The organism is Rhizobacter koreensis, assembly GCF_013366375.1.
GTDB lineage: Bacteria > Pseudomonadota > Gammaproteobacteria > Burkholderiales > Burkholderiaceae_C > Schlegelella_A > Schlegelella_A koreensis.
Genome location: NZ_JABWMJ010000002.1, coordinates 114,997 through 136,341 on the forward strand (window position 1 = coordinate 114,997; position 21,345 = coordinate 136,341).

Genomic DNA, 21,345 nt, shown 5'->3' on the forward strand with positions numbered 1-21,345 from the left:
GATGGCGAAAGTCTGCCCGACCTGCAACACCGAGAACCGGGACGATGCGCGCTTCTGCAGGGGGTGCGGCACGGCGTTCATCAGCGCAGGCAGACCCGGAGCGACTGCGGCGACCACACCCCGTGTCGCACCCGAGGTGCCGGGCAGTCGCAGTGGCGCGGACGCGCCGGCGTCGCCAAGCAGCGTTCCCGAACCGCTCGACCGACGCGGCTCCACGACCACGCCGCCGCGCGTCGCGCCCGAGGTGCCCGAGCGGCGCGGCAGCCCGCCACCCTCGTCGCATCGCGGGGCACCGCCGCCGAGCGACGAGCCGACGCCGCTGACGCTGCCGGCCGGCATCGCCGCCGCGCCGCCGGGCAAGCCGCCGATGCAGGCCTGTGTCGCCTGCGGGGCCGAGAACAGCGCGAGCGCACGCTTCTGCGGCAATTGCGGCGCACCGCTCGGCGCGACCGCCGCCCGGGCCGCGCCGGGCAGTGGCGCGTCGCCGGGGAGCCGGGCGGGGTACCCGCCGATCGCGGTGCCGCCCGCACCGAGCCGCGCAGCCGGCAGCGCGGCAGCCGACGACGAGCTGCCAACGCCCGACGTGCCAGACCCGCGCGTCGCGATCGACGCGACGCGGCAGCGCGTCGCGGTCGGCGCCGCCGCCCAGTCTGCGGCCGCTCCGCCGACGTCGTCGTCGAGCCGCACCGCGCTGATCGCCGGTGTCGTGCTCGCGCTGCTGATCGCCGCGGGTGTCGCCTGGTGGTTCCTCCAGACCCGGGCCGAGCCCCCGGTCATCCCGCCCGGGCACCCCGAGGCGACCGTTCCTCCAGTCGCACCGCCGGTCGCGTCCGCGCCGGCGCGTCAGGCCGATGCCGACATCCCCATCGAGCCCCGTGAGGCGCCGCCGACCAACGCCGATGCACCGGCCACCGCGGCCACGCCACGCGACGCACCGCCGGCCGCCGAGCGCGGCACGCCGCCCGTCACCGCTCTCCCGGCGGATGCCGACGCGCAGCGCGTGGCGAACGAACGCCGCGCCCGCGAGCGTGCCGCGCGCGCGCAAGCGGCTGCCGAGCAGCGCGAACAGCAGGCCCGTGTCGCGGCGGAGCAGGATGCGGCGCGGCGACGCGCCGACGAGGCGCCGCCGCGCCCCGCTCCACCGGCGACGCCGACCGTGCAGCCGCCCGCACCCGCCGCTCCAGCGGCGCGCCGCGCTCAATCCGTCAGCGACGTCTGCGGCGGCAACAATCCGTTCGCGCGCGGCCTCTGCGAGGCCGGCGAGTGCCGCAAGTCGAGTCGCGCCAGCGACCCGGTGTGCCGGCGCTACCGCGAAGACGCCGAACGGCGCCAGAACGCCTACTGACGAAGGACCGGGATGCCCCCCACCGACACTGCAGCCGCGCCGCGCGCCATCAGCGCCGATTCGTTCGCCGGCATGTTCCAGGCCGTCGACGGCCTTCGCAACGGGCGCGCCGTCGTCGCCCTGATGGGGTGCTGGGTCGCCGCGGTCCTTGTCGGCGCGCTGCTCTCGATGCTCGCGGTCGTGATCGGCGGCCTCGCCGCGCTCCTGTCGGCGGTCGGTTTCATCGTGGTCGCGGGCACCGGCGTCAATGCCGCCGGATCGCTGCAGATGGACCAGGCGCGCGGCCTTGCCCCACGCAGCCTCGCCGACGCGCTCGCCCACGGCCTCGCCTGCGTGCCGAGGATGATCGTGCTCGGCCTCGTGCTGCTCGCGGTGGCCATCGCGGTCTTCATCCTCATCGCGATCGCGCTCTTCGTCTGCAAGATTCCTTACCTCGGCGCGCTGCTCTACGTCGTCGTGTTCCCGGTGTCGGTGCTGCTCGCCGGCGTGACGCTCACCGCCCTCTTCTTCGGCTGGCTGCTCGCCTTGCCGGCGATCTGGGACGGCGCACCGATCGCGCGCGCGATCGCGCAGACGCTCGCCATCGTGCGCAGCCGCTTCGTCGAGGCGCTGCTGCTGCTGTTCGTCGTCGGCCTGCTCTGCCTTGCGGTGGCGCTGATCCTCTTCAGCGTGATCGGCAGCGGCATCGTGCCCACGGTCGCCATGTCGGTGCCGATCTTCGGCATGGACGCGATGGTCGGGTCGGCGTTCATGGGCGACCTGATGCAGGGCGTCGGCGCCGGCCGCGCGGCGGCCGCCGGCATCGGCCTGATGGTGCTGTGGGCGATCGCCTTCGCGGTGATCGCGCAGGTCTACCTGCAGGGCCTCAACCGCGTCTACCTGCGCGTGACGCATGGCCTCGACGTCGAGAGCGCCGAAGCCGCCCTGCAGCAGACCGTGAACAGCGCGCGCGAACGCGGCGCCGGGATCGCCGACAAGGCGCGGGCGGCGGCCGCGGCGGCACGCGAACGGGCCGCCCAAGCCTCGGCCGGCACCTCTGCCGGCGACGTGCCGGATCGATCGGCGACGCCGGCGGGCGCCGTCGAGCGCCCGGCGATGTTCGCCGACTCCACGCCGTTGCAACAGCCGGCGGCCGATCGCTCGACGGCTTCGGATGAAGCGGCGGCGGCGGAGCGGTCGCGAGCGGACGATCGCTCCGCCACGACCGACGAACCCGGTGCCACCGCTCGCCCTCAGGCCGCTGATCCGGTGGCACCGGGCACTCGGCCGGCGGCCGTCGACAGCTCCGCATCGGCCGATCGGCCCGCGGCGCGCCGCGTACCCACGGAGACGCCACCCGATCGGGCATCCGGGCTCATTGCGCGAGCGGCTGGCGCCGCGCTCGGCGCCCGCTCGCTGGGCGACGGCGGCGACGCAGCGGGCCGGAGAGCGTTCGCGGCCGGTGCGGCTGCGCGCACGGGAGGCAGCATCGACAGCGCGCCGGCGACCGGCGTCTCGCGTGCGGCCGGTGCGGCCGGTGCGGCGGGCAGCGCGGGCGCCGCCGGTGCCGCCGGAGCCACGGGTTCGGACGACCCCGGGTACGACGCGGGCACGGCCGCGTCACTGCGCGCCGGCCGCGACAGCCGCGAGCCCGACTTCCGACCGACGCAGCCGTTCGACGACGCCTTCGAGACGACGCTGCCGCCGTCCATCGACGACGAGCCGCCGGCCCCGCAGCCGTTCGCCACCCGCCTGCAGCCGTCGGCGGCGCTCGGCGGCGCGTCCACGAACGACGCAACGCCGGCGCCCGGCAGCGGTTCGGCCGCCGGCGCGGAGCCACCGATGGCGCCAGCGGCCGAGCCGGCGAGCGCGGCCGACACCTTCGTACCGTTCACGAGGCCCGACCCCACGCTCGAAGCCGCCTCGCCCGCAGCGGAAGCACCGCCCGCCGGCGGTGCGCGCGGCAGCCCCGCTGCCCCGGTCACGCGCGAGCTCGAGTTCGATCTGCCGCGCGAAAGCGCGAGCGCCGGTGCTGCAACGGTCGAATGCCCGCGCTGCAAGGCCACCTGCGCCGCCGGCGATGCCTTTTGCGAAGCGTGCGGGCAGCGCCTGCGCTGAACCACGTGCCTGGATGAACATCAACCGCGACCTGAACGACGCCGCACGCGCACTCGCGAGCGCCCGCCGCGCCACCCGGCCCCTCGACGCCCTGCCGCAAGCCTGGCAGCCGCGCGACCTCGACGCCGCGTACCGGCTGCAGCGCGCGGTCGCCGACCAGCTCGGCGCCGTCCGCGGCTGGAAGGTCGGCGTGCTCGCACCGGCGGTGCAGGCCGAAACCGGCATTGGAACGGCCGTGGCCGGCCCGCTGCTCGAGCCCTGGTTCGCCGGGTCGCCGGCGAGCTGGCGGCGCCATGCATTCAGCACGCCAATCGTCGAATGCGAGTTCGCGTTCGAGCTCGGCGCTGACCTGCCGCCACGCGACGGCGGTTACTCGCGCGAGGAGGTGGACGCGGCCGTCGGCACCCTGCGCGTCGTCATCGAGCTGGTCGACCGCCGCATTCCGCGCGGCAGCGGCGTGCTCGCCGAGATCGCCGACGCCTTCAACAACGGCGGATTCGTGGTCGGCCCTGCGGTCGACGACTGGCGCGGCATCGACTTCGCGAACCACGCCGTCGTGCTGCGCGCGAGCGACGCCACCGGCACCCGCGAACTCGCGCACGGCACCGGTCGCGCCACGCTGGGCGGCGACCCGCTCGGTGCGCTGGTGCTGCTCGCCAACGCGCAGCCGCCCGGCTACGGCGGCTTGAAGCGCGGCCAGATCGTGACGACCGGCAGCTGCGCGCTCGCCGACGCGCTGCCGCACGCGGCGAGCTACGAGGCCGACTTCGGCACGCTCGGCCGCGTGACGATGAACCTGACGTGACCGGCCCGAGCCCGGCACGCTTCGAGGCGCTGCCCGCATCGCCCGTTCACCGCACGATCGACGCTTCGCGCTCGCTGCGCGAGCACGCGCTGGACCTGCTCGTCGCCCGCGACCCGCAGCGCAAGATCGACGGCCTCGCTCGCGGCGAGCTCGACACGGCACCGATCGGCAGCGGGCTCGAGCTCGCCGAGCCGCCCGGCATCCCCGGGCGGCCTCAACGCCCCGAGCTGGTCGACCACGCGGTGCTCAAGCAGCGCTCGGTGAAGACGCGCGAGGGCCATGCCGCGCTGATCCACGCGGTCGCGCACATCGAGCTCAATGCGGTCGATCTGGCGCTGGACGCGATCTGGCGCTTCCCGGGCCTGCCCGACGCGTTCTATCGCGACTGGCTCGTCGTCGCACGCGAGGAGGCGCAGCACTTCGCACTGCTGCGCGACCACCTCGCGACGCTCGGCTTCGCGTACGGCGACTTCCCGGCGCACCGCGCGCTCTGGGAGATGGCCGAGCGCACCCGCGCCGACGTGCTGGCGCGCGTGGCGCTGGTCCCGCGCACGCTCGAAGCGCGTGGCCTCGACGCGTCGCCGCAGGTCAAGGCCAAGCTGCTGTCGATCGGCGATGCCGCGGGCGCGGCGATCATCGACGTGCTGCTGCGCGACGAGATCGGGCACGTCGCGACCGGCAACCGCTGGTACGCGTGGCTCTGCCGCGAGCGCGGCGTCGACTCGCTCGCGACCTACCGCGAGCTCGCCGAGCGCCACGCGGCACCGCGCCCGCGCCCGCCGTTCAACACCGAGGCCCGGCGCGCGGCGGGTTTCAGCGATGCGGAGCTGGCGGCGCTGCTCGATCCCGCCATCGGCTGATGGTGGGCCGCCTACGCTGAAGCCGGCCCGGGCGGCGACACCGCACCGGACCGTTCCCCCCACGCCGCGACCGCCCCCGCAAGCGACTCGCCTGCCTGCAGCACCCGCTGCGGCTGCGCGATGCGGACACCGGCGGCGTTCAGCGCATCGAGCACCGCGAGGTTGACGGCCGACTTGACGTTGCCCTGGCCCTTGTCGGCGTCGTTGATCGAGAACTGCACGGTGAGCTCGATGCCGTCAGGCGTGAACGCCGACAGCATGACGATCGGTGCGGGGTCGTCGATCACGCGCGGAACCGGCCGGACCGCCTCGCACAGCAAGGTCTGCACCGCGCGCACGTCGGTGCCGTAGGCGACCAGCACGCTCGTGGTGAGCGCCAGACGCGGGTCGGCGAGCGACGCGTTCTCGACGCGCTGCGTGATCAGTGTCTCGTTGGGCACGATCGCCTGCCGGCCGTTGGGCGAACGGATCAGCGTGTAGCGGGTGCGGATGTCGGTGATGCGGCCTTCGAAGTTGTCGACCTTGACCATGTCGCCGATGCGCAGGCTCCGCTCGGCCAGGATCACGAAGCCGCTGATGTAGTTCGATGCGATCTTCTGGAACCCGAAGCCGAGGCCAACGCCGACCGCGCCGCCGAACACCGAGAGCGCCGTGAGGTCGATGCCGACCGCGCTGAGTGCGAGCAGCAGCCCCACGAACAGCAGCAGGGTGCGCACGATCGTGGCGATCATCTTGCGGATCGAGAGGTCGTGGCCGCTGCCGGCGAGCAGCTTGCGCTCGACCGCCGCCGAGACCCAGAGCGCGAGCACCAGCACGAAGCTCGCGGTGATGGTGCCCTCGACCAGGTTGCGCAGCGTCATCTGGGTGGCGCCGACTTTCCAGCGCACCTCGTCCATGGCGTCGAGCAACTGCGGCGAGATGCCGGTGACCCACAGCACCACCGCGATCCAGGCCAGCCACGACACGCTGCGCTCGACCGCCGTCACCCAGCGGCTCTGCGGAAAGGTCGCGCGCAGCACGCGCGCGCTGAGGCGAATCACCGCCAGCGAGACCAGGATCGGTATCGCGACGCGAAACACCGCCGGGCGAATCGTGTTCTCGAGCGTGACCCGCGCCGCGAACGCCAGCGCGAGTGCGAGCACCGGGAACAGCACGCCGTCGACGATGCGGTTGCCGAACCACACCGAGCCGACCGGCCGCTCGCGCCCGCGCAGCAGCCGCACGATCAGCCACGCGAGGACCAGGCAGCCGGCGATCGCGAGCAGCTCGGCGGCCGCCGAGCGCTGCGTCAACGAGCGGACCAGCTCGTCGAACGTCGCCGGGTCGAAGCTGCGCGCCACTGGCGGTTCAGCCACCGGCCAGCACGCGCAGGTGCGCCGCCACGCTGGTGGCGAGCGCGCGCAGGTTGTAGCCGCCCTCCAGGCACGAGACGATGCGCCCGTTGGCGTGGCGCTCGGCGAGGTCGCAGAGGCGCAGCGTGATCCACTCGTAGTCGGCCTCGACGAGGCCGAGCTGGCCGAGGTCGTCGTCGCGGTGCGCGTCGAAGCCGGCCGACACGAACAGCATCTGCGGCCGGAACGCCTCGAGGCGCGGCATCCAGTGAGTCTGGATCAGCGCCCGCACCTCGACGCCGCGCGTGTAGGGCGGCACCGGCACGTTGACCATGTTGGTGCCCTTGGGCTCGGTGCCGCTGTACGGGTAGAGCGGGTGCTGGAAGATGCTTGCCATCAGCACCCGCGGGTCGTTCGCGATGATGTCCTCGGTGCCGTTGCCGTGGTGGACGTCGAAATCGATGATCGCCACGCGCTCGAGGCCGCGCACGTCGAGCGCGTGGCGCGCCGCGACGGCGACGTTGTTGAAGAAGCAGAACCCCATCGCGGCATCGCGCGTCGCATGGTGGCCGGGCGGGCGCACCGAGCAGAACGCGTTGCTCGCGAGACCGTCGATCACCGCATCGGTGGCCGCCACGGCGGCACCGGCGGCGCGCAAGGCCGCGTCGAGCGTCTTCGGCGCGGCGATGGTGTCGGGGTCGATCGCGCGGCGCTCGCCGTTTGCCGCGACCTGCCGCAGCTGCTCGGTCATCGCCGCCACGTACGCCGGGCTGTGCGCGCGCTCCAGAGCCGCGACGTCGGCGAGCGGCGCCACCTCGCGCTCGATCACGGCGTCGACGCCGCTTGCGATGAGGTAGTCGTCGATCGCGTCGAGGCGCTGCGGGCACTCCGGATGCCCCCGTCCCATGTCGTGAAGCCGGCAATCGGGGTGGCTGTAGAACGCGGTCTTCATGCTCGCGCCATTGTCGGCGCAGATCGCGTTCGCGCGGCGCCGCGGGTGGTCCGTGCAAGCGGGCGTCGGCGTGCCGCCACGGTCGCCACCGCGCGTGCGGACGCGGCCGCCGAGGCGCTTTCGTGACGCGCTGCGCGCGGTGGCGCGCGCTCGGCCGCGAGCGCGAACGTGCCCGCAGCGACGCTGGTAAGGTCAATGCATGAAGAAGCCCCTGGCCCAGCAGCTGAACGATCTGGTCGAGCAGATCGGCACCATCATCGTCGGCAAGCGCGCCCAGATCGAAGACTGCGTGATCTGCATGCTGGCGGGCGGCCACCTCCTGATCGAGGACGTTCCCGGCGTCGGCAAGACGACGCTGGCGCACGCGCTCGCGGTGTCGCTCGGCCTGCGCTTCTCGCGCACCCAGTTCACCGCCGACCTGATGCCGTCCGACCTGATCGGCGTCAGCGTCTACGAGCGCAGCCGCGAGGCGTTCGTGTTCCACCCCGGCCCGGTGTTCGCACAGGTGCTGCTCGCCGACGAGATCAACCGCGCCGGACCCAAGACGCAGAGTGCGCTGCTCGAGGCGATGGAGGAGCACCAGGTCAGCGTCGAGGGCGAGACCCGGCCGCTGCCCAAGCCGTTCTTCGTGATCGCGACGCAGAACCCGACCGACCAGCTCGGCACCTACCCGCTGCCGGAGTCGCAGCTCGACCGCTTCCTGATGTGCATCACGATCGGCTACCCCGACGAGGCGAGCGAGCGTGCCCTGCTCGCCGGCATCGATCGCCGCGAGGCGATCGGCCGGCTCGGCGCGGTGATGACGCCCGCGGACCTGATGGCGGCCCAGCAGGTGGTGCAGCAGGTCCATGCGTCGGCCGCGCTGCTCGACTACCTGCAGGCGCTGATCAAGGCGACGCGCTCCGGCGCCTGGTTCGTCGAAGGCCTCAGCCCGCGCGCCGGCATTGCGGTGCTGCGCGCCGCCAAGGCGCGCGCGCTGCTCGGCGAGCGCGACTACGTGGCGCCGGACGACGTGCAGGCGGTGCTGCCGCAGACGATCGGGCACCGCCTCGTGCCGGTCGCCGGCGCGGGGCGCGGCCGACTCGAGCAGGTGCGGGCGATGATCGAGGCGGTGCCGCTGCCGTGAGCGCGCCGGGCGACCCCCGAGCGCTCGTCCCGACGCGCGCAGCGCAAGCGGTGGCCGGGTGAGTGCCAACGCGGCAGCCGGCGCGGCGTCGCGGGCGAACCGGTCGAGCGCGGCGAGCCCCGCGACCGCTTCACCGCCCAGGCCGGCGAACGACGACACCGGGCGCGTCGGCGCCCGCCCCGCCGCGCTCGTCCGCCAGCGCTTTCGCCGCTGGTGGCAGGCCCGCGTCCCGCTCACCGACAGCCAGCTGCTGACGCAGCGCAACGTCTACATCCTGCCGACGCGCGCCGGCTTCATGTTCGCGCTCACGCTCGTGGTGCTGCTGCTCGCGTCGATCAACTACCAGCTCAACCTGGGCTACCTGCTGACCTTCCTGCTCGCCGGCAGCGGCATCGTCTCGATGCACCTGACGCACGCGACGCTGCGCGGTCTCACGCTGCACCTGCGCCCGGTGGCGCCGGCGTTCGCGGGCGCGCCGGCGGTGCTCGACGTCGTTCTGAGCAGCCCCGACCGCGAGCGCTTCGGCATCGGCCTCAGGGTGCTCGACGCGCCGCTCTCGACGCTGTCGTGGATCGACGTGCCGGCGCGCGGCCAGGCCGCGCTGCAGCTGCGCTTCGTTCCCGAGCAGCGCGGCCTGCAGCAGCTGCCGGCGCTCACCGCCGAGACGCGCTTCCCGCTCGGCCTCTTCCGGGCCTGGACGGTGTGGCGGCCGGCGTCGCGCCTCCTGGTCTACCCGCGCATCGAGGCCGACGCGCCCAAGCTGCCGGCGGCACGCGCGCTCGCCGGCGGCCCCGGGCACGCGCGCCAGACGCAGGGCGGCGAGATCGAGGGCGTGCGCGCCTACCGGCGCGGCGATCCGCTCAAGCTCGTCGCCTGGAAGAAGGCCGCGCAGGCGCTCGAGACCGGCTCCGAGCTGGTCAGCCGCGACACCAGCGCGTCGGCGCGCCACGAGCTCTGGCTCGACTGGGCCGACTGCGCCGGCCTGGCGCCGGAGGCGCGCCTTTCGCGGCTGACGGCGTGGACGCTCGCGGCGACACGCGCCGGCGCCGACTACGGCCTGCGCCTGCCGGGGCGCGAGATCGCACCCGACGCCGGCGACGTGCAGCGCCGGCGCTGCCTGGAGGCGCTCGCGCTGTGGGCGTGACGCGCGCGAGCACGGCCGAGCGGCCGCTCACCCTGCGCCTGCTGCCCGCGTGGCCCGGCTGGCGTCACCTGCCGCGCGAGGCGCGCGACACGCTGTTCCTGCTCGCGGTGATCGCCTGGACCATCACGCCGCACCTCGCGCAGCTGCCGGCATGGTGTGGCGTGCTGACGCTGATCGTGCTGCTCTGGCGCGGCCGTCTGGCGATCGCCAACGAGAGCCTGCCGGGACGCTGGGTGCTGGTCGGCGTGCTCGCGATCGCGATCGGGCTGACGCTGCTCTCGTACCGCACGCTGCTCGGCAAGGAGCCCGGCATCGCGATGGTGGTCGCACTGATGGCGTTGAAGACGCTCGAGCTGCGCGCGCGGCGCGACGCCTTCGTCGTGTTCTTCCTCGGCTTCTTCCTCATCCTCACCCACTTCCTCTATTCGCAGACGCTGCTGGTGGCCGCGGCCATGGTGGTGTCGGTGTGGGGCCTGCTCACCGCGGTGGTGCTCGCGCACATGCCGGTCGGCGTCCCGAGCCTGCGGCGCGCCGGCGCTCTCGCGGCGCGCACCGCCCTTTTCGGCGCGCCGGTGATGGCGCTGCTCTTCGTGCTGTTCCCCCGCGTCTCGCCGCTGTGGGGCGTGCCGGACGACGGCGTCTCGAAGAGCGGCCTTTCCAACACCATGCGGATGGGCTCGGTCGCCCAGGTGGCGCTCAGCGAGGCGATCGCGATGCGCGTGAAGTTCGACGGGCCGGTGCCGCCGCGCGACGCGTTCTACTTCCGCGGCCCGGTGCTGACGCGTTTCGACGGCGTCGAGTGGCGACCGGTTCCGCTGTTCGCGCCGCTCGAGAGCACGCTGCGGCCGCGCGGCCGACCGATCCGCTACGAGGCGACCGTCGAGCCGCTGCGCCTCGCGACGATCCCCATGCTCGAGGCGACCCGGGTCCCGCCGCGCGTCGACGGCTACGGCATCGGCCTGCGCGGCGATCTGCAGGTGCTCGCCGACCGGCCGATCTACGAGCGCATCCGCTTCACCGGCGAGGCCTATCTCGACTACACGCTCGGCCCGATGCGGCGCCCCGGCGACCTCGGCGAGAGCCTGCACCTGCCGGACGGCTTCAACCCGCGCACGCTGGCGTGGGCGGCAGCGCTCCGGCGTGACCCGCGCTACGCCGGCGCCGACGCCGCGACCTGGGCGCGCACGCTGCTGCAGCACATCCGCGGCGCCGGCTTCAGCTACACGCTGGCGCCGTCGACCTACGGGCGCGACGCCGTCGACGAGTTCTGGCTCGACCGCCGCGAGGGCTTCTGCGAGCACTTCGCGGCGTCGTTCGTCGTGATCATGCGGGCGCTGGGCGTGCCGGCGCGCATCGTCACCGGCTACCAGGGCGCCGACCCGGAGCCGGTCGACGGTTACTACATCGTGCGCGAGAGCTCGGCGCACGCGTGGGCCGAGTACTGGCAGGCCGACATCGGCTGGGTCCGCGCCGACCCGACGGCGGCAGTCGCGCCCGACCGCATCGGCCGCAGCAATCGTCTGGTCGCCGCGCCCGGCTTCGTCGCCGAGGCGCTCGGCAACGTCAGCCCCGAGCTGATGGCGAGCCTGCGCAACGGCTGGGAAGCGCTCAACAACCGCTGGAACCAGTGGGTGCTGAACTACTCGCGGGGACAGCAGTTCGACGCGCTCAGGAACCTCGGCTTCAGCTCGCCGAGCTGGCAGGACCTCGCGTTCCTGCTGATCGGCGCGCTCAGCGTGCTCGCCCTCGCGGGCGCGCTGTGGGCGTGGTTCGACCGACACCGGGTCGACCCCTGGGTGCGCCAGCTCGAGAGGCTGCGCGCCGAGCTGCGCCGGCTCGGAATCGCCGCCGAGCCGCACGAGCCACCGCGCGCGCTGGCGGCGCGCGCCCGCGCGCGCCTCGGCGCCGACGCCGAGCCGCTCGTGCGCCTGCTGGACGATCTGGAGCGCCAGCGCTACGGCCGCGGCGCGAGCGAGCGCCCCGACCGCGCGCTGACGCGCGAATTCACCGCGCGCGCCAGAGCGCTTCGGCCGGCGTGGCGAGGTGCCGCTCGATAATCCGGCAGCCGCGCAGCCCCCTGCGCTCCACACCTTCCGTCGGCACGCCGCCGCGCCCGCACAGCCCTCGCCTTCCGTGATGCCGATCCGCCTTGCCGCTTCCTTCGTGATCGCGAGCGCCGCGTGTGCGCTCGCCGCACCGCTGCCGGCGAGCGCCGCCGGCGACCACGCCCGGCGCAAGCCGGCCGCCAAGGCGCGCAGCGTCGTCGTTGCCGACGAGGCGCCCGACGTCGTCACCTACGGCCGGCGCGACGACGTGATGCGCTTCGCCGGCGAAGTCGCCGAGCGGCGCGGGCTCGATCGCGCGTGGGTCGAAGCGGCGCTCGAGAAGGCGCGCTTCATCCCGACGGTCGCGCGCCTCGTCATGCCGCCCGCTTCCGGTGTCGCGAAGAACTGGGCCGCCTACCGCAGCCGCTTCGTCGAGCCGATCCGCATCCGCGCGGGTCTCGCGTTCTGGCGCGCCAACGAGAAGTGGCTCGCGATGGCCGAGTCGCTGTACGGCGTGCCGCCCGAGATCGTCGTCGGCATCGTCGGCGTCGAATCGATCTACGGCCAGCAGACCGGCACCTTCCGCGTGATCGACGCACTTGCCACGCTCGCGTTCGACTTCCCGAGCGGCCGCAAGGACCGCAGCGCCTTCTTCCGCGACGAGCTGGAGAACCTGTTCATCCTCGCGCGCAGCGAGGGCATCGACCCGGCGTCGGTCAGGGGCAGCTACGCCGGCGCCATCGGCATGCCGCAGTTCATGCCCTCGAGCTTCAACAAGTACGCGGTCGACCTCGACGGCGACGGCCGGGTCGACCTGCGGGACAGCAGCGCCGACGTGATCGGCAGCGTCGCGCACTACCTGGCCGAGTTTGGCTGGCAGCGGGGCCAGCCGACCCGCTTCGAGGTGCGCGCTCCGGTCGAGACCACCGACCGCGCGGCGCTGCTGGCGCCCGACATCCTGCCGACCTTCACGGCCGCCGAGTTCACCGAGCGCGGCGCCCAGCTCGACCTCACGGCGATGGCGCACGAGGGCAAGCTCGCCCTCGTGGAACTGCAGAACGGCGCCGCCGCGCCGAGCTACGTCGCCGGCACCACCAACTTCTACGCGATCACGCGCTACAACTGGTCGAGCTACTACGCGATGGCGGTGATCGAACTCGGCGAGGCGGTCGCCCGCGAGCGGGCCGCGCTCGCCGCCGCTCGCTAGACCGCGCGGCTGTTGCGCGCGCGGCGCACCGTGCGGCTCAGACGCGCAGGAAGCCGTCGATCCACTCGTTGAGACCGGTGTCGCCGGGCCAGCCTTCGCGCACCTCGAGGCCGTGCTGGAGCTCCCAGCTGGACATGAACCAGCCCGGGCCCTCCACCGCCGCGCTGGCGGCGCGCTCGCTCGCTTCGGCGTCGTGGCGCCGGGCGTGGGTCGCACGCGCGCCGGCTGTCTTCGGGGGCATCGCGCGCACCGGCGGTTCGATGGGAACGAGTGCGAGTTCGAGGCTGGCTGCTTGCATGGTCGGCTCCGTCGTGTGGAGCCTTCAGTCTCGATTCGCGGCGTGCTGCGGGCCATCCCGCGGACGACGGCGCGGCCGGTGCCCCGCGCAGTGGGCGCGCGGCGGGGGGCCGCTCAGGCGCCGGCTCGCTCGCTCGCGGGGATCACCGTCACCTCGACCGACATGGCCTGGCGCCGCCCGCCGACGATCACCCCCCGGAGCGGCACCACGTCCTCGAAGTCGGTGCCCCAGGCGAGGGTGATGTAGCGCTGGTCGGCGAGCGTGTCGTTGGTCGGGTCGAACTCGACCCAGCCGTGCACCGGCGAGTACGCGGCGACCCAGGCGTGGGTGGCATCGGCGCCCAGCAGGCGCGGGCGTCCCTCCGGAGGCTGGGTGAGGAGGTAACCCGACACGTAGCGCGCCGGCAGGCCGAGTCCCCGCAGGCACGCGATCATGAGGTGGGCGAAGTCCTGGCACACCCCGCGGCGATGCTCGAGCACCTCGTCCACCTGTGTGGTGACGGTGGTCGCCTCGGGGTCGAACGTGAACTCGTCGCGGATGCGGTGCATCAGCTCGGTGGTCGCCTCGAGCCAGCCACGGCCCGCCACGAAGCTCTCGCACGCGTAGTCGCGCGCCGCCGCCGACCACGGCACGAGGCGGGTCGGCTCGACCATGCGCGCGGCGCCGAGGTCGTCGAGGCTCGGGTCGCGGCGCACCGTGTCGCGCACCGCCTCCCAGCCGAGCGCCTTGCCGGGCGCGTCGCGCGCGTCCGGGCGAAGGCCCACCTCGACCTCGCACGTCATGCGCACGCGCAGCAGGCGGTGCGCGCCGTGCAGGCTGAAGTGCGTCGCGACGTTGCCGAAGCTGTCGAGACCGCTGCGGCACGACGAGGGCCCCGGCTCGATCGCGAGCTCGTGCGCGAGCAGGCGCTGCCATGGCAGGCCGCGCGGCGTGAGGTGCGCGAGCTGCCACGACTGCGCGACCGGGGCCGGGTAGGCGTAGCGCGTCTCGTGCTCGACGCTGTAGTGCTCGGCAGCCATCGCTCAGGCCACCAGCGACATCACGCTGCGCGGCTCGGCGTGCGCGAAGAACTTCAGCGAGAGGCGGTCGGACAGCTCGAAGGCGCCGCGCTGCAGCTGGCCGAGCAGGCGGCGCAGCGCCACGCTTTCGGGCCGCAGATCGTCGGCACGCAGCGCGTGCAGCGCCGACTGCGCCGGCGTCAGCAGATCGCTCGCGAAGCGGCCGTGCGTGACCTCGAGCTTGGCGACGAACTCGGTCAGACCCTTGACCTGGAACGCCAGCGAGCGCGGGTTGGTCTCGTCGCGCACCAGCATGTCGAGCACCGGCAGCCATTCCGGCGCGACCGGGTAGCGCGAGCGATAGCTCACCGTCGAGTCGGCGAGATCGAGCAGCCAGTCGAGGCCGTGCGCGGCGCCCTCGTCGATCGCGACCTGCAGCGCGCCGCACAGGGTGGCGACGCGCTCCAGGCGGCGCCCGATCGAGAGGAAGCGCCAGCCGATGCCCCGCATCATGCCGTCGAGCACGAAGCCCGACGCGGTCATCGTCGCGGTGATCGCTCGGTCGAGGTAGAGCAGCGCCTGGGGCAGCGTCGCCGGACGCCGGAACACCGGGTGGCGCGTGAGCTGGTTCAGGGTGCGCCAGTGGTCGGTCGACATGCGGTCGCGCAGGGTGAAGGCGACGCGCGCGAGCTGGTCGAGGTGCGCGTGCATCGCGCCGTCCCTGGCCGTCGCCGCCGCCAGCAAGGCCGGCGCGCCGGCGTCGGGCCCGTCGATGAGACCGAGACGCGCGGCGAGCAGCGCAGCCGGTGGCGGTCCGCTCGCCGGGTCGACCGTCACGTCGACGCTCTCGGTCAGTGCGGCACGCAGCAGGCGCAGGGTCGCCTCGCAGCGCTCGGCGTAGCGTCCGAACCAGAACAGGTTTTCGGCGCTGCGCGAGGCCACCGCCGGCCGCGACGCGGCGAGGTCCTCGGGGCTCACGGTCGACGTGAGCAGCGTGAACGCCGAGTTGACCGGTCCGTCCGAGAGCACCCAGGTGTCCTTCGAACGGCCGCCGCGCTGCATCGCGATGACCCGCGAATGGATGTTGCCCGCCACGCGCGTGAGCCCGCCGGGCATGACGCGCCAGCCGTTCGGCGTGGCGACCGCGAACACGCGCAGGCCCACCGTGCGGGCGGCGAACGACTCGCGGTCGCCGCGCTCGAGCACCGGCGCCTGCGAGACGTGGACCCACTCCTGCGCGACGTAGCGATGCGGCCGCTCGGTGACCCGCGCCCGCAGCTCCTCGCGCTGCGCCGACGTCAGGTCGGCCGCGAACACCGGCGGCTCGTCGGCCGAGCGTTCGAGCGGCTTGACGATCAGCTTGTCGAGACGCCGCCACGCGTCGGCGAGCGCAGCCGGTTCGCCGAGCCACCAGGTGGCGACCGACGGCATCAGCAGCTCCTCGCGCAGCAGGCGCCGGCTCAGCTTGGGCAGGTAGCCGAGCAGCGCCCCCGACTCGAGCACGCCCGAGCCGAGCGCGTTGGCGAGCAGCACGTTGCCGCGCCGCGCGCAGTCGGTGAGGCCCGGCACGCCGAGCGCGGAATCGGAGCGCAGCTCGAGCGGGTCGCAGTAGTCGTCGTCCTGGCGCCGCACGATCGCGTGGACGCGACGCAGGCCGTCGATGGTCTTGAGCCAGACGCGGTCGTCGCGCACCGTCAGGTCGGTGCCTTCGACCAGCGTGAAGCCGAGGTAGCGCGCGAGCAGCGTGTGCTCGAAGTAGGTCTCGTTATAGGGGCCTGGCGTCAGCAGCGCGATCAGCGGCGGGCCGTCGCCGCGCGGGGCGAGGTTGAGCAGGGCGTCGCGGAACGCCTCGAAGAACGACGCCAGATGCTGCACCGGCAGCTGGCGGAACAGCTGCGGGAACACGCGCGACACGACGAGCCGGTTCTCGAGCGCGTAACCGGCGCCCGACGGTGCCTGGGTGCGGTCGCTCACCACCCACCAATGGCCGTTCGGCGAGCGCGCGAGGTCGGCCGCGTACTGCAGCAGGTGCAGCCCGCCCGGCGGACGCGTGCCGAGCACCGGGTGCAGGAAGCCGCGGTGACCGAAGATCACCGGCGGCGGAATCGCGCCCGAGCGCAGCAGCTCCTGCGGTCCGTAGATGTCGGCGAGCACGCGGTTGAGCAGGTCGGCGCGCTGCGCGATCGCCGCCTCGATGTGCTCCCACTCGTCGGCGCCGAGGATCAGCGGCAGCGGGTCGACCTCCCACGGCCGCTGGATCCCCTTGGCGTCGTTGTAGACGTTGTAGGTGATGCCCTGCTCGCGGATCTGGCTTTCCGTGAGCGCGAGCGTGTCGCTGATGCGCGCCCGCCCGGGCGCGTCGAGACCGCGCAGGAACGCCTCCCATTGCGGGCGCGGCTTGCCCGGGGCCGCCAGCAGCTCGTCGTAACGGCCGGGCAGCGCCGAATAGCCGTCGAGCAGGGACTTCAGCATCGCCGCCATCGTCGCATCGCCGCGGGCGCGATCAGGCGACGGGTCGGCGCAGGTCGAGGGTGTGCGGGAACTCGGGGTTCGATTCGACCGGCGGGACGCCGCTGCGGCCCGGGGTGTGACCCATGCGGAAGAAGCGGCCGAGACGGCGCGACTCGGCCTCCAGCGCGTTGATCGGGAACGTCACGTAGTTCATGCCGCCCGGATGGGCGACGTGGTACTGGCAGCCACCGATCGCGCGCTCGGACCAGCTGTCGACGAGGTCGATCGTCAGCGGCGCATGGATGCCGATCGTCGGGTGCAGCGACGACGGCGCGGTCCACGCGCGGTAGCGCACGCCGGCGACGAACTCGCCGACCTTGCCGGTCGGCTGCAGCGGCAGGCGCCGCCCGTTGCAGGTGATCACGTGGCGCTCGCCGACGAGCCCGGTCGCACGCACCTGCAGCCGCTCGAGCGTCGAGTCGACATAGCGCGCGGTGCCGCCGCCGCCGCTCTCCTCGCCGAGCACGTGCCACGGCTCGAGCGCCATCCGCAGCTCGACCTCGACGCCGGAGGCCGCGAAGTCGCCGAGCTTGGGGAAGCGGAACTCGAGGTGCGGCGCGAACCAGTCGGCCTCGATCGGGTAGCCCGCCGCGCGCAGGTCGTCGACGACGTCGACCATGTCCTGCCAGACGAAGTGCGGCAGCATGAAGCGATCGTGCAGCTCGGTGCCCCAGCGCACCAGGCGCCCGGGCCGGTAGGGCTCGTTCCAGAAGCGCGCGACCAGCGTGCGCATCAGGAGCTGCTGCAAGAGGCTCATGCGCGCGTGCGGCGGCATCTCGAAGCCGCGCATCTCGAGCAGGCCCAGGCGCCCGGTCGGGCTGTCGGGCGAGTACAGCTTGTCGATGCAGAACTCGGCGCGGTGCGTGTTGCCGGTGACGTCGGTCAAGAGGTTTCGCAGCAGCCGATCGACCAGCCACGGCGGGCAGCCGTCGCGGCCCCTGGCGGTGAGCCGGTCGAGCTCGGCGAACGCGATCTCGATCTCGTGGACCGCGTCGTTGCGCGCCTCGTCGATGCGCGGTGCCTGGCTCGTCGGGCCGATGAAGAGGCCCGAGAACAGGTAGCTGAGCGCCGGGTGGTTGTGCCAGTACGCGATCATGCTGGCGAGCAGATCCGGCCGGCGCAGGAACGGCGAGTCGGCGACGGTCGCGCCGCCGAGCACGAAGTGGTTGCCGCCGCCGGTGCCGGTGTGGCGGCCGTCGAGCATGAACTTCTCGGTCGAGAGGCGCGTGCGGTGCGCCGCGTCGTAGAGGTGCGTGGTCTGCTCGACCAGCTGCTCCCAGCTCGAGGCGGGGTGGATGTTGACCTCGATCACGCCCGGGTCGGGCGTCACGCGCAGCAGCGCGAGGCGCGGGTCCTTGGGCGGCTCGTAGCCCTCGATCACGACCGGGATGCCGAGTTCGGCGGCGGTCGCTTCGACGCCGGCGATCAGCGCGAGGTAGTCCTCGAGCTCGCTCGTGGGCGGCATGAAGAGGTGCAGGCGCCCGTGGCGCGGCTCGGCGCTGAGGGCGGTGCGCACCACGCCGGTCGCCGATTCGAAGCGCGCCGGCGCGCGCGGCGCACGGTCCTCGGCCGGCGCGTCGGCCGAGTGCGCAGGCGACGCGCCGGCGCCCGCGTCGAGCAGGGCCACGTGGCGTGGCAGCGGCGCAAACGTCTGCGTCTGGTCCACGGGATGAACCCACGGCGTGTCGTTCTCGGCAACCCACGCGATCGCGTCGAGCGGCAGGCGAAAGCCGATCGGCGAATCGCCGGGAATCAGGTAGCAGTGCTCGCCGCGCAGGAACCACGAGCTGGAGCGCCACGCTCCCGGCCGGCGCAGGTCTGGGGCGAGCGGCAGCACGTGGCCGACCGGCGTGTCGAGCCCCTGCCCGAACACACGCGTGAGACGCGCGCGCTCGAGCGGGTCCGCAAGGCGCGAGTCCTTCGGATCGACATTGACCGGCAGGCGCCGCTCGCGCCACAGGAAGTACGCGACGTCTTCGTACGCCGGAAAGACGTGGCGGCTGCCGACGCCCAGGCGCTCGGCGAGTCGCTCGAGAAAGCGCGCCGCATCGGCCTCGGTCGCTCCAAGGTCTGCCTTCTCGTCCGCGAAGAGCGTGTGATCGCGCCAGATCGGCTCGCCGTCCCTGCGCCAGAACAGGTTGAGCGACCAGCGCGGCAGCTGCTCGCCCGGGTACCACTTGCCCTGGCCGTAGTGCAGCAGGCCGCCCTGCCCGTACTTCGCCCGCAGGTGCTCCATCAGCTCGGCGCTGAGGCGCCGCTTGTTGGGGCCCATCGCGGCGGTGTTCCACTCCGGGTCCTCGCGATCGTCGATCGACACGAAGGTCGGCTCGCCACCTTGCGTGAGGCGGACGTCGCTGCGGTTCAGGTCCGCATCGACCTCGCGGCCCATGGCATCGATTGCCTCCCACTGCTCGTCGGTGTAGGGCAGCGTGACGCGCGGCGCCTCCCAGATGCGGGTGACGCTCATGTGGTGCTCGAACGTCGTCTCGCACTCGTCGATGAGGCCGCTCACCGGCGCGGCCGACGACGGGTCGGGCGATGCCGCCAGCGGAATGTGACCCTCGCCGGCGAACAGGCCCGAGGTCGGGTCGAGGCCGACCCAGCCCGCGCCCGGCAGGTAGACCTCGCACCACGCGTGCAGGTCGGTGAAGTCGACCTCGGTACCGCTCGGGCCGTCGAGCGACTTGACGTCGGCCTTGAGCTGGATCAGGTAACCGGAGACGAAGCGCGCGGCGAGCCCCGAGTGGCGCAGCAGCTGCACCAGCAGCCAGGCCGAGTCGCGGCACGAGCCGCTGGCGTTGCAGAGCGTCACCTCGGGCGTCTGCACGCCGGGCTCGAGGCGGATCAGGTACTTGATGTCCTGCTGCAGGCGCTGGTTGAGCGAGACCAGGAAATCGTTGGTCGGCGTCGGCGTGCGCGGGATGTCCGCGAGGTAGGCCTCGAAGCGCGGCGTCAGCGGCAGCTTCTGCAGGAACGGCTCGAGCTCCCTCGCGAGCTCCGGCTCGTAGCTGAACGGGAACTTCTCGGCATCGGGCTCGAGGAAGAAGTCGAACGGGTTGATCACCGCCATCTCGGCGACGAGGTCGACCTCGATGCGGAACTCGGTGGTCAGGTCGGGAAAGACCAGCCGCGCGAGGTAGTTCGACTGCGGGTCCTGCTGCCAGTTGATGAAGTGCTTGGCGGGCTCGACCTTCATCGAGTAGCTGAGGATGCGCGTGCGCGAATGCGGCGCCGGGCGCAGCCGCACGACCTGCGGGCCGAGGTTGATCGGCCGGTCGTAGCGGTAGTGCGTGACGTGGTTGAGGGCAACGTGGATCGACATGCGAGGCTTTCGGGATTCGGAACGGATGATGCGGGTGCTTCGCGTCGGATCGGAACGCTCAGGGGCGATGAGGGGGTGCGGGCGGCGCAGCGGCGAACCGTCGCCGAGCGCGCGCCGACGGTGATGAAGGTACCAGCTGCTTCAAGCCTCCACCGGAACCAGGAAGTCGCGGCTGATGCCCACGCCGAGCGAGCTCACGCGTTCGAGGAACTGAGTGAGGTAGGCATGCAGGCCCGTCGCGAGGATCTCGTCGATGCGGCCGTACTGCAGCTCGGCGTACATGCGGCCGGCGATGCGCTGGGTGTCGCCCGATTGCGCGTTGGCCACGCGCTCGAGGTTCGACACCACCTCGTACATGCAGCGTGCCAGCGAGCGCGGCATGTCGGTGCGCAGGATCAGCAGCTCGGCGACCTTGTCCGGCCGGATCACGTTGCGGTAGACGCGGCGGTAGATCTCGAACGCCGACACCGAGCGCAGGATCGCCGACCAGTGATAGAAGTCGTACTCGATGTCGCGCCCGCCCTGCGCGGCGCTCTGCGCGTGCTCGATGCTGCCCTCGGCCGGGCTCCCTTGGGTCTGCGTCTGCGTCTGGCTCTGCGCCTGGCTCGACGAACTGCTGCGACGGCGTCGCGGCACCCCGTTGACCAGGCCGAAGAACTCGGTGTCGAGCGCGTGGAACTTCACGTCGAGGATGCGCGCGGTGTTGTCGGCGCGCTCGAGGAAGCTGCCGATGCGCAGGAAGCGGAATGCCTCGTCCTGCAGCATCGTCCCGACGGTGACGCCGCGCGAGAGGTGCGAACGGAACTTGACCCACTCGAACGCCGCGCCCGGGTTCTTCTCGAACTCGCCGCTCGCGACCATGCGCTGGAACTCGAGCCAGGTCTGGTTCTGCGTCTCCCACACCTCGGTGGTGAGGGTGCCGCGCACCGCGCGCGCATTCTCGCGCGCCGCCTTCAGGCAGTTGCGGATGCTGGAGCCGTTGGCGGCGTCGCTCACCATGTAGGCGATCACGTTCTGCGCCGTCACCGGGCCATAGCGCTCGGCGAAGTCGCCGCTCAGCTCGCTGATGCCCAGCAGCCCGCGCCAGCCATGCTCGGCCGCCTCGTCCGACTGCGGCATCAGCGACATCTGGTAGTTGACGTCGAGCATGCGGGCGGTGTTTTCGGCCCGCTCCATGTAGCGCGCCATCCAGAACAGGTGATCGGCGGTTCTAGACAGCATCGGGGTTCTCCAACAGGCCGAAAACACCGCAGCGCGCTGGCGCGCGCCTGGACAACTGCCTGACCGTACAAGGCATCTGATCG

At 72.9% G+C, this 21,345-nt stretch carries 15 protein-coding genes; 8 read left to right on the forward strand and 7 right to left on the reverse strand.

Annotated features, from left to right (window positions below; all coding sequences use genetic code 11):
* The first annotated feature begins 1 nt into the window (after window position 1).
* Genes HQN59_RS04430 through HQN59_RS04445 form a run of 4 tightly spaced genes read left to right on the forward strand, consistent with a single transcriptional unit; the run spans window position 2 to window position 5,107 of the window.
* Window positions 2-1,345 (forward strand): zinc ribbon domain-containing protein, encoded by a 1,344-nt coding sequence (locus HQN59_RS04430; protein ID WP_176066521.1) that lies wholly within the window; start codon window positions 2-4, stop codon window positions 1,343-1,345.
* A gap of 12 nt (window positions 1,346-1,357) precedes the next feature.
* Complete coding sequence (locus tag HQN59_RS04435; protein ID WP_176066523.1) at window positions 1,358-3,442, forward strand: hypothetical protein; 2,085 nt, start codon at window positions 1,358-1,360, stop codon at window positions 3,440-3,442.
* A 13-nt stretch (window positions 3,443-3,455) separates the two neighbouring features.
* Complete coding sequence (locus HQN59_RS04440) at window positions 3,456-4,247, forward strand: 2-keto-4-pentenoate hydratase (protein WP_176066525.1); 792 nt, start codon at window positions 3,456-3,458, stop codon at window positions 4,245-4,247.
* Entirely contained in the window at window positions 4,244-5,107 is an 864-nt protein-coding gene (locus HQN59_RS04445; RefSeq protein ID WP_425342685.1) for a ferritin-like domain-containing protein, read from the forward strand. The genes HQN59_RS04440 and HQN59_RS04445 overlap by 4 nt, the downstream gene beginning before the upstream one ends.
* Window positions 5,108-5,118: 11 nt before the next feature.
* Here the strand turns inward: HQN59_RS04445 and HQN59_RS04450 are convergent, their stop codons facing one another.
* Both HQN59_RS04450 and HQN59_RS04455 read right to left on the reverse strand, forming a co-directional pair.
* Complete coding sequence (locus HQN59_RS04450) at window positions 5,119-6,462, reverse strand: mechanosensitive ion channel family protein (RefSeq protein ID WP_342451120.1); 1,344 nt, start codon at window positions 6,460-6,462, stop codon at window positions 5,119-5,121.
* The gene (locus tag HQN59_RS04455; protein ID WP_176066528.1) at window positions 6,455-7,390 is read right to left on the reverse strand and encodes a histone deacetylase family protein; all 936 of its coding nucleotides are present in this window, start codon (window positions 7,388-7,390) and stop codon (window positions 6,455-6,457) included. Before HQN59_RS04455 ends, HQN59_RS04450 begins: the two co-directional genes overlap by 8 nt.
* Window positions 7,391-7,589: 199 nt before the next feature.
* Here HQN59_RS04455 and HQN59_RS04460 point away from each other — a divergent pair, with 199 nt between their 5' ends.
* The 4 genes from HQN59_RS04460 (at window position 7,590) to mltB (ending at window position 12,912) form a co-directional block, all read left to right on the forward strand.
* Entirely contained in the window at window positions 7,590-8,516 is a 927-nt protein-coding gene (locus HQN59_RS04460) for an AAA family ATPase (protein ID WP_176066530.1), read from the forward strand.
* 58 nt (window positions 8,517-8,574) lie between these two features.
* Entirely contained in the window at window positions 8,575-9,660 is a 1,086-nt protein-coding gene (locus tag HQN59_RS04465; RefSeq protein ID WP_176066532.1) for a DUF58 domain-containing protein, read from the forward strand.
* Window positions 9,657-11,717 (forward strand): transglutaminase TgpA family protein, encoded by a 2,061-nt coding sequence (locus tag HQN59_RS04470; protein ID WP_342451121.1) that lies wholly within the window; start codon window positions 9,657-9,659, stop codon window positions 11,715-11,717. Before HQN59_RS04465 ends, HQN59_RS04470 begins: the two co-directional genes overlap by 4 nt.
* Before the next feature lie 79 nt (window positions 11,718-11,796).
* Complete coding sequence (gene mltB / locus HQN59_RS04475; protein WP_176066534.1) at window positions 11,797-12,912, forward strand: lytic murein transglycosylase B; 1,116 nt, start codon at window positions 11,797-11,799, stop codon at window positions 12,910-12,912.
* A gap of 37 nt (window positions 12,913-12,949) precedes the next feature.
* Here the strand turns inward: mltB and HQN59_RS04480 are convergent, their stop codons facing one another.
* From HQN59_RS04480 to HQN59_RS04500, 5 genes are all read right to left on the reverse strand, one after another.
* Window positions 12,950-13,210, reverse strand: a complete 261-nt coding sequence (locus tag HQN59_RS04480) for a hypothetical protein (RefSeq protein ID WP_176066536.1) — start codon at window positions 13,208-13,210, stop codon at window positions 12,950-12,952.
* Window positions 13,211-13,323: 113 nt separating this feature from the next.
* On the reverse strand, window positions 13,324-14,229 hold the full coding sequence (locus tag HQN59_RS04485) for a transglutaminase family protein (RefSeq protein WP_176066539.1): 906 nt from the start codon (window positions 14,227-14,229) through the stop codon (window positions 13,324-13,326).
* Window positions 14,230-14,232: 3 nt separating this feature from the next.
* The gene (locus tag HQN59_RS04490) at window positions 14,233-16,680 is read right to left on the reverse strand and encodes a circularly permuted type 2 ATP-grasp protein (protein ID WP_176066541.1); all 2,448 of its coding nucleotides are present in this window, start codon (window positions 16,678-16,680) and stop codon (window positions 14,233-14,235) included.
* A 31-nt stretch (window positions 16,681-16,711) separates the two neighbouring features.
* Entirely contained in the window at window positions 16,712-20,041 is a 3,330-nt protein-coding gene (locus HQN59_RS04495) for a transglutaminase family protein (protein WP_176066543.1), read from the reverse strand.
* 141 nt (window positions 20,042-20,182) lie between these two features.
* The gene (locus HQN59_RS04500) at window positions 20,183-21,262 is read right to left on the reverse strand and encodes an alpha-E domain-containing protein (protein ID WP_176066545.1); all 1,080 of its coding nucleotides are present in this window, start codon (window positions 21,260-21,262) and stop codon (window positions 20,183-20,185) included.
* Between the last annotated feature and the right edge of the window lie 83 nt (window positions 21,263-21,345).

Excerpts from the sequence above, each read along its gene's own strand:
- HQN59_RS04430 (WP_176066521.1), top strand. The coding sequence starts at position 2 with ATGGCGAAAGTCTGCCCGACCTGCAACACCGAGAACCGGGACGATGCG.
- HQN59_RS04435 (WP_176066523.1), top strand. The coding sequence starts at position 1,358 with ATGCCCCCCACCGACACTGCAGCCGCGCCGCGCGCCATCAGCGCCGAT.
- HQN59_RS04440 (WP_176066525.1), top strand. The coding sequence starts at position 3,456 with ATGAACATCAACCGCGACCTGAACGACGCCGCACGCGCACTCGCGAGC.
- HQN59_RS04455 (WP_176066528.1), bottom strand. The coding sequence starts at position 7,390 with ATGAAGACCGCGTTCTACAGCCACCCCGATTGCCGGCTTCACGACATG.
- HQN59_RS04460 (WP_176066530.1), top strand. The coding sequence starts at position 7,590 with ATGAAGAAGCCCCTGGCCCAGCAGCTGAACGATCTGGTCGAGCAGATC.
- mltB (WP_176066534.1), top strand. The coding sequence starts at position 11,797 with ATGCCGATCCGCCTTGCCGCTTCCTTCGTGATCGCGAGCGCCGCGTGT.
- HQN59_RS04480 (WP_176066536.1), bottom strand. The coding sequence starts at position 13,210 with ATGCAAGCAGCCAGCCTCGAACTCGCACTCGTTCCCATCGAACCGCCG.
- HQN59_RS04485 (WP_176066539.1), bottom strand. The coding sequence starts at position 14,229 with ATGGCTGCCGAGCACTACAGCGTCGAGCACGAGACGCGCTACGCCTAC.
- HQN59_RS04490 (WP_176066541.1), bottom strand. The coding sequence starts at position 16,680 with ATGCTGAAGTCCCTGCTCGACGGCTATTCGGCGCTGCCCGGCCGTTAC.
- HQN59_RS04495 (WP_176066543.1), bottom strand. The coding sequence starts at position 20,041 with ATGTCGATCCACGTTGCCCTCAACCACGTCACGCACTACCGCTACGAC.
- HQN59_RS04500 (WP_176066545.1), bottom strand. The coding sequence starts at position 21,262 with ATGCTGTCTAGAACCGCCGATCACCTGTTCTGGATGGCGCGCTACATG.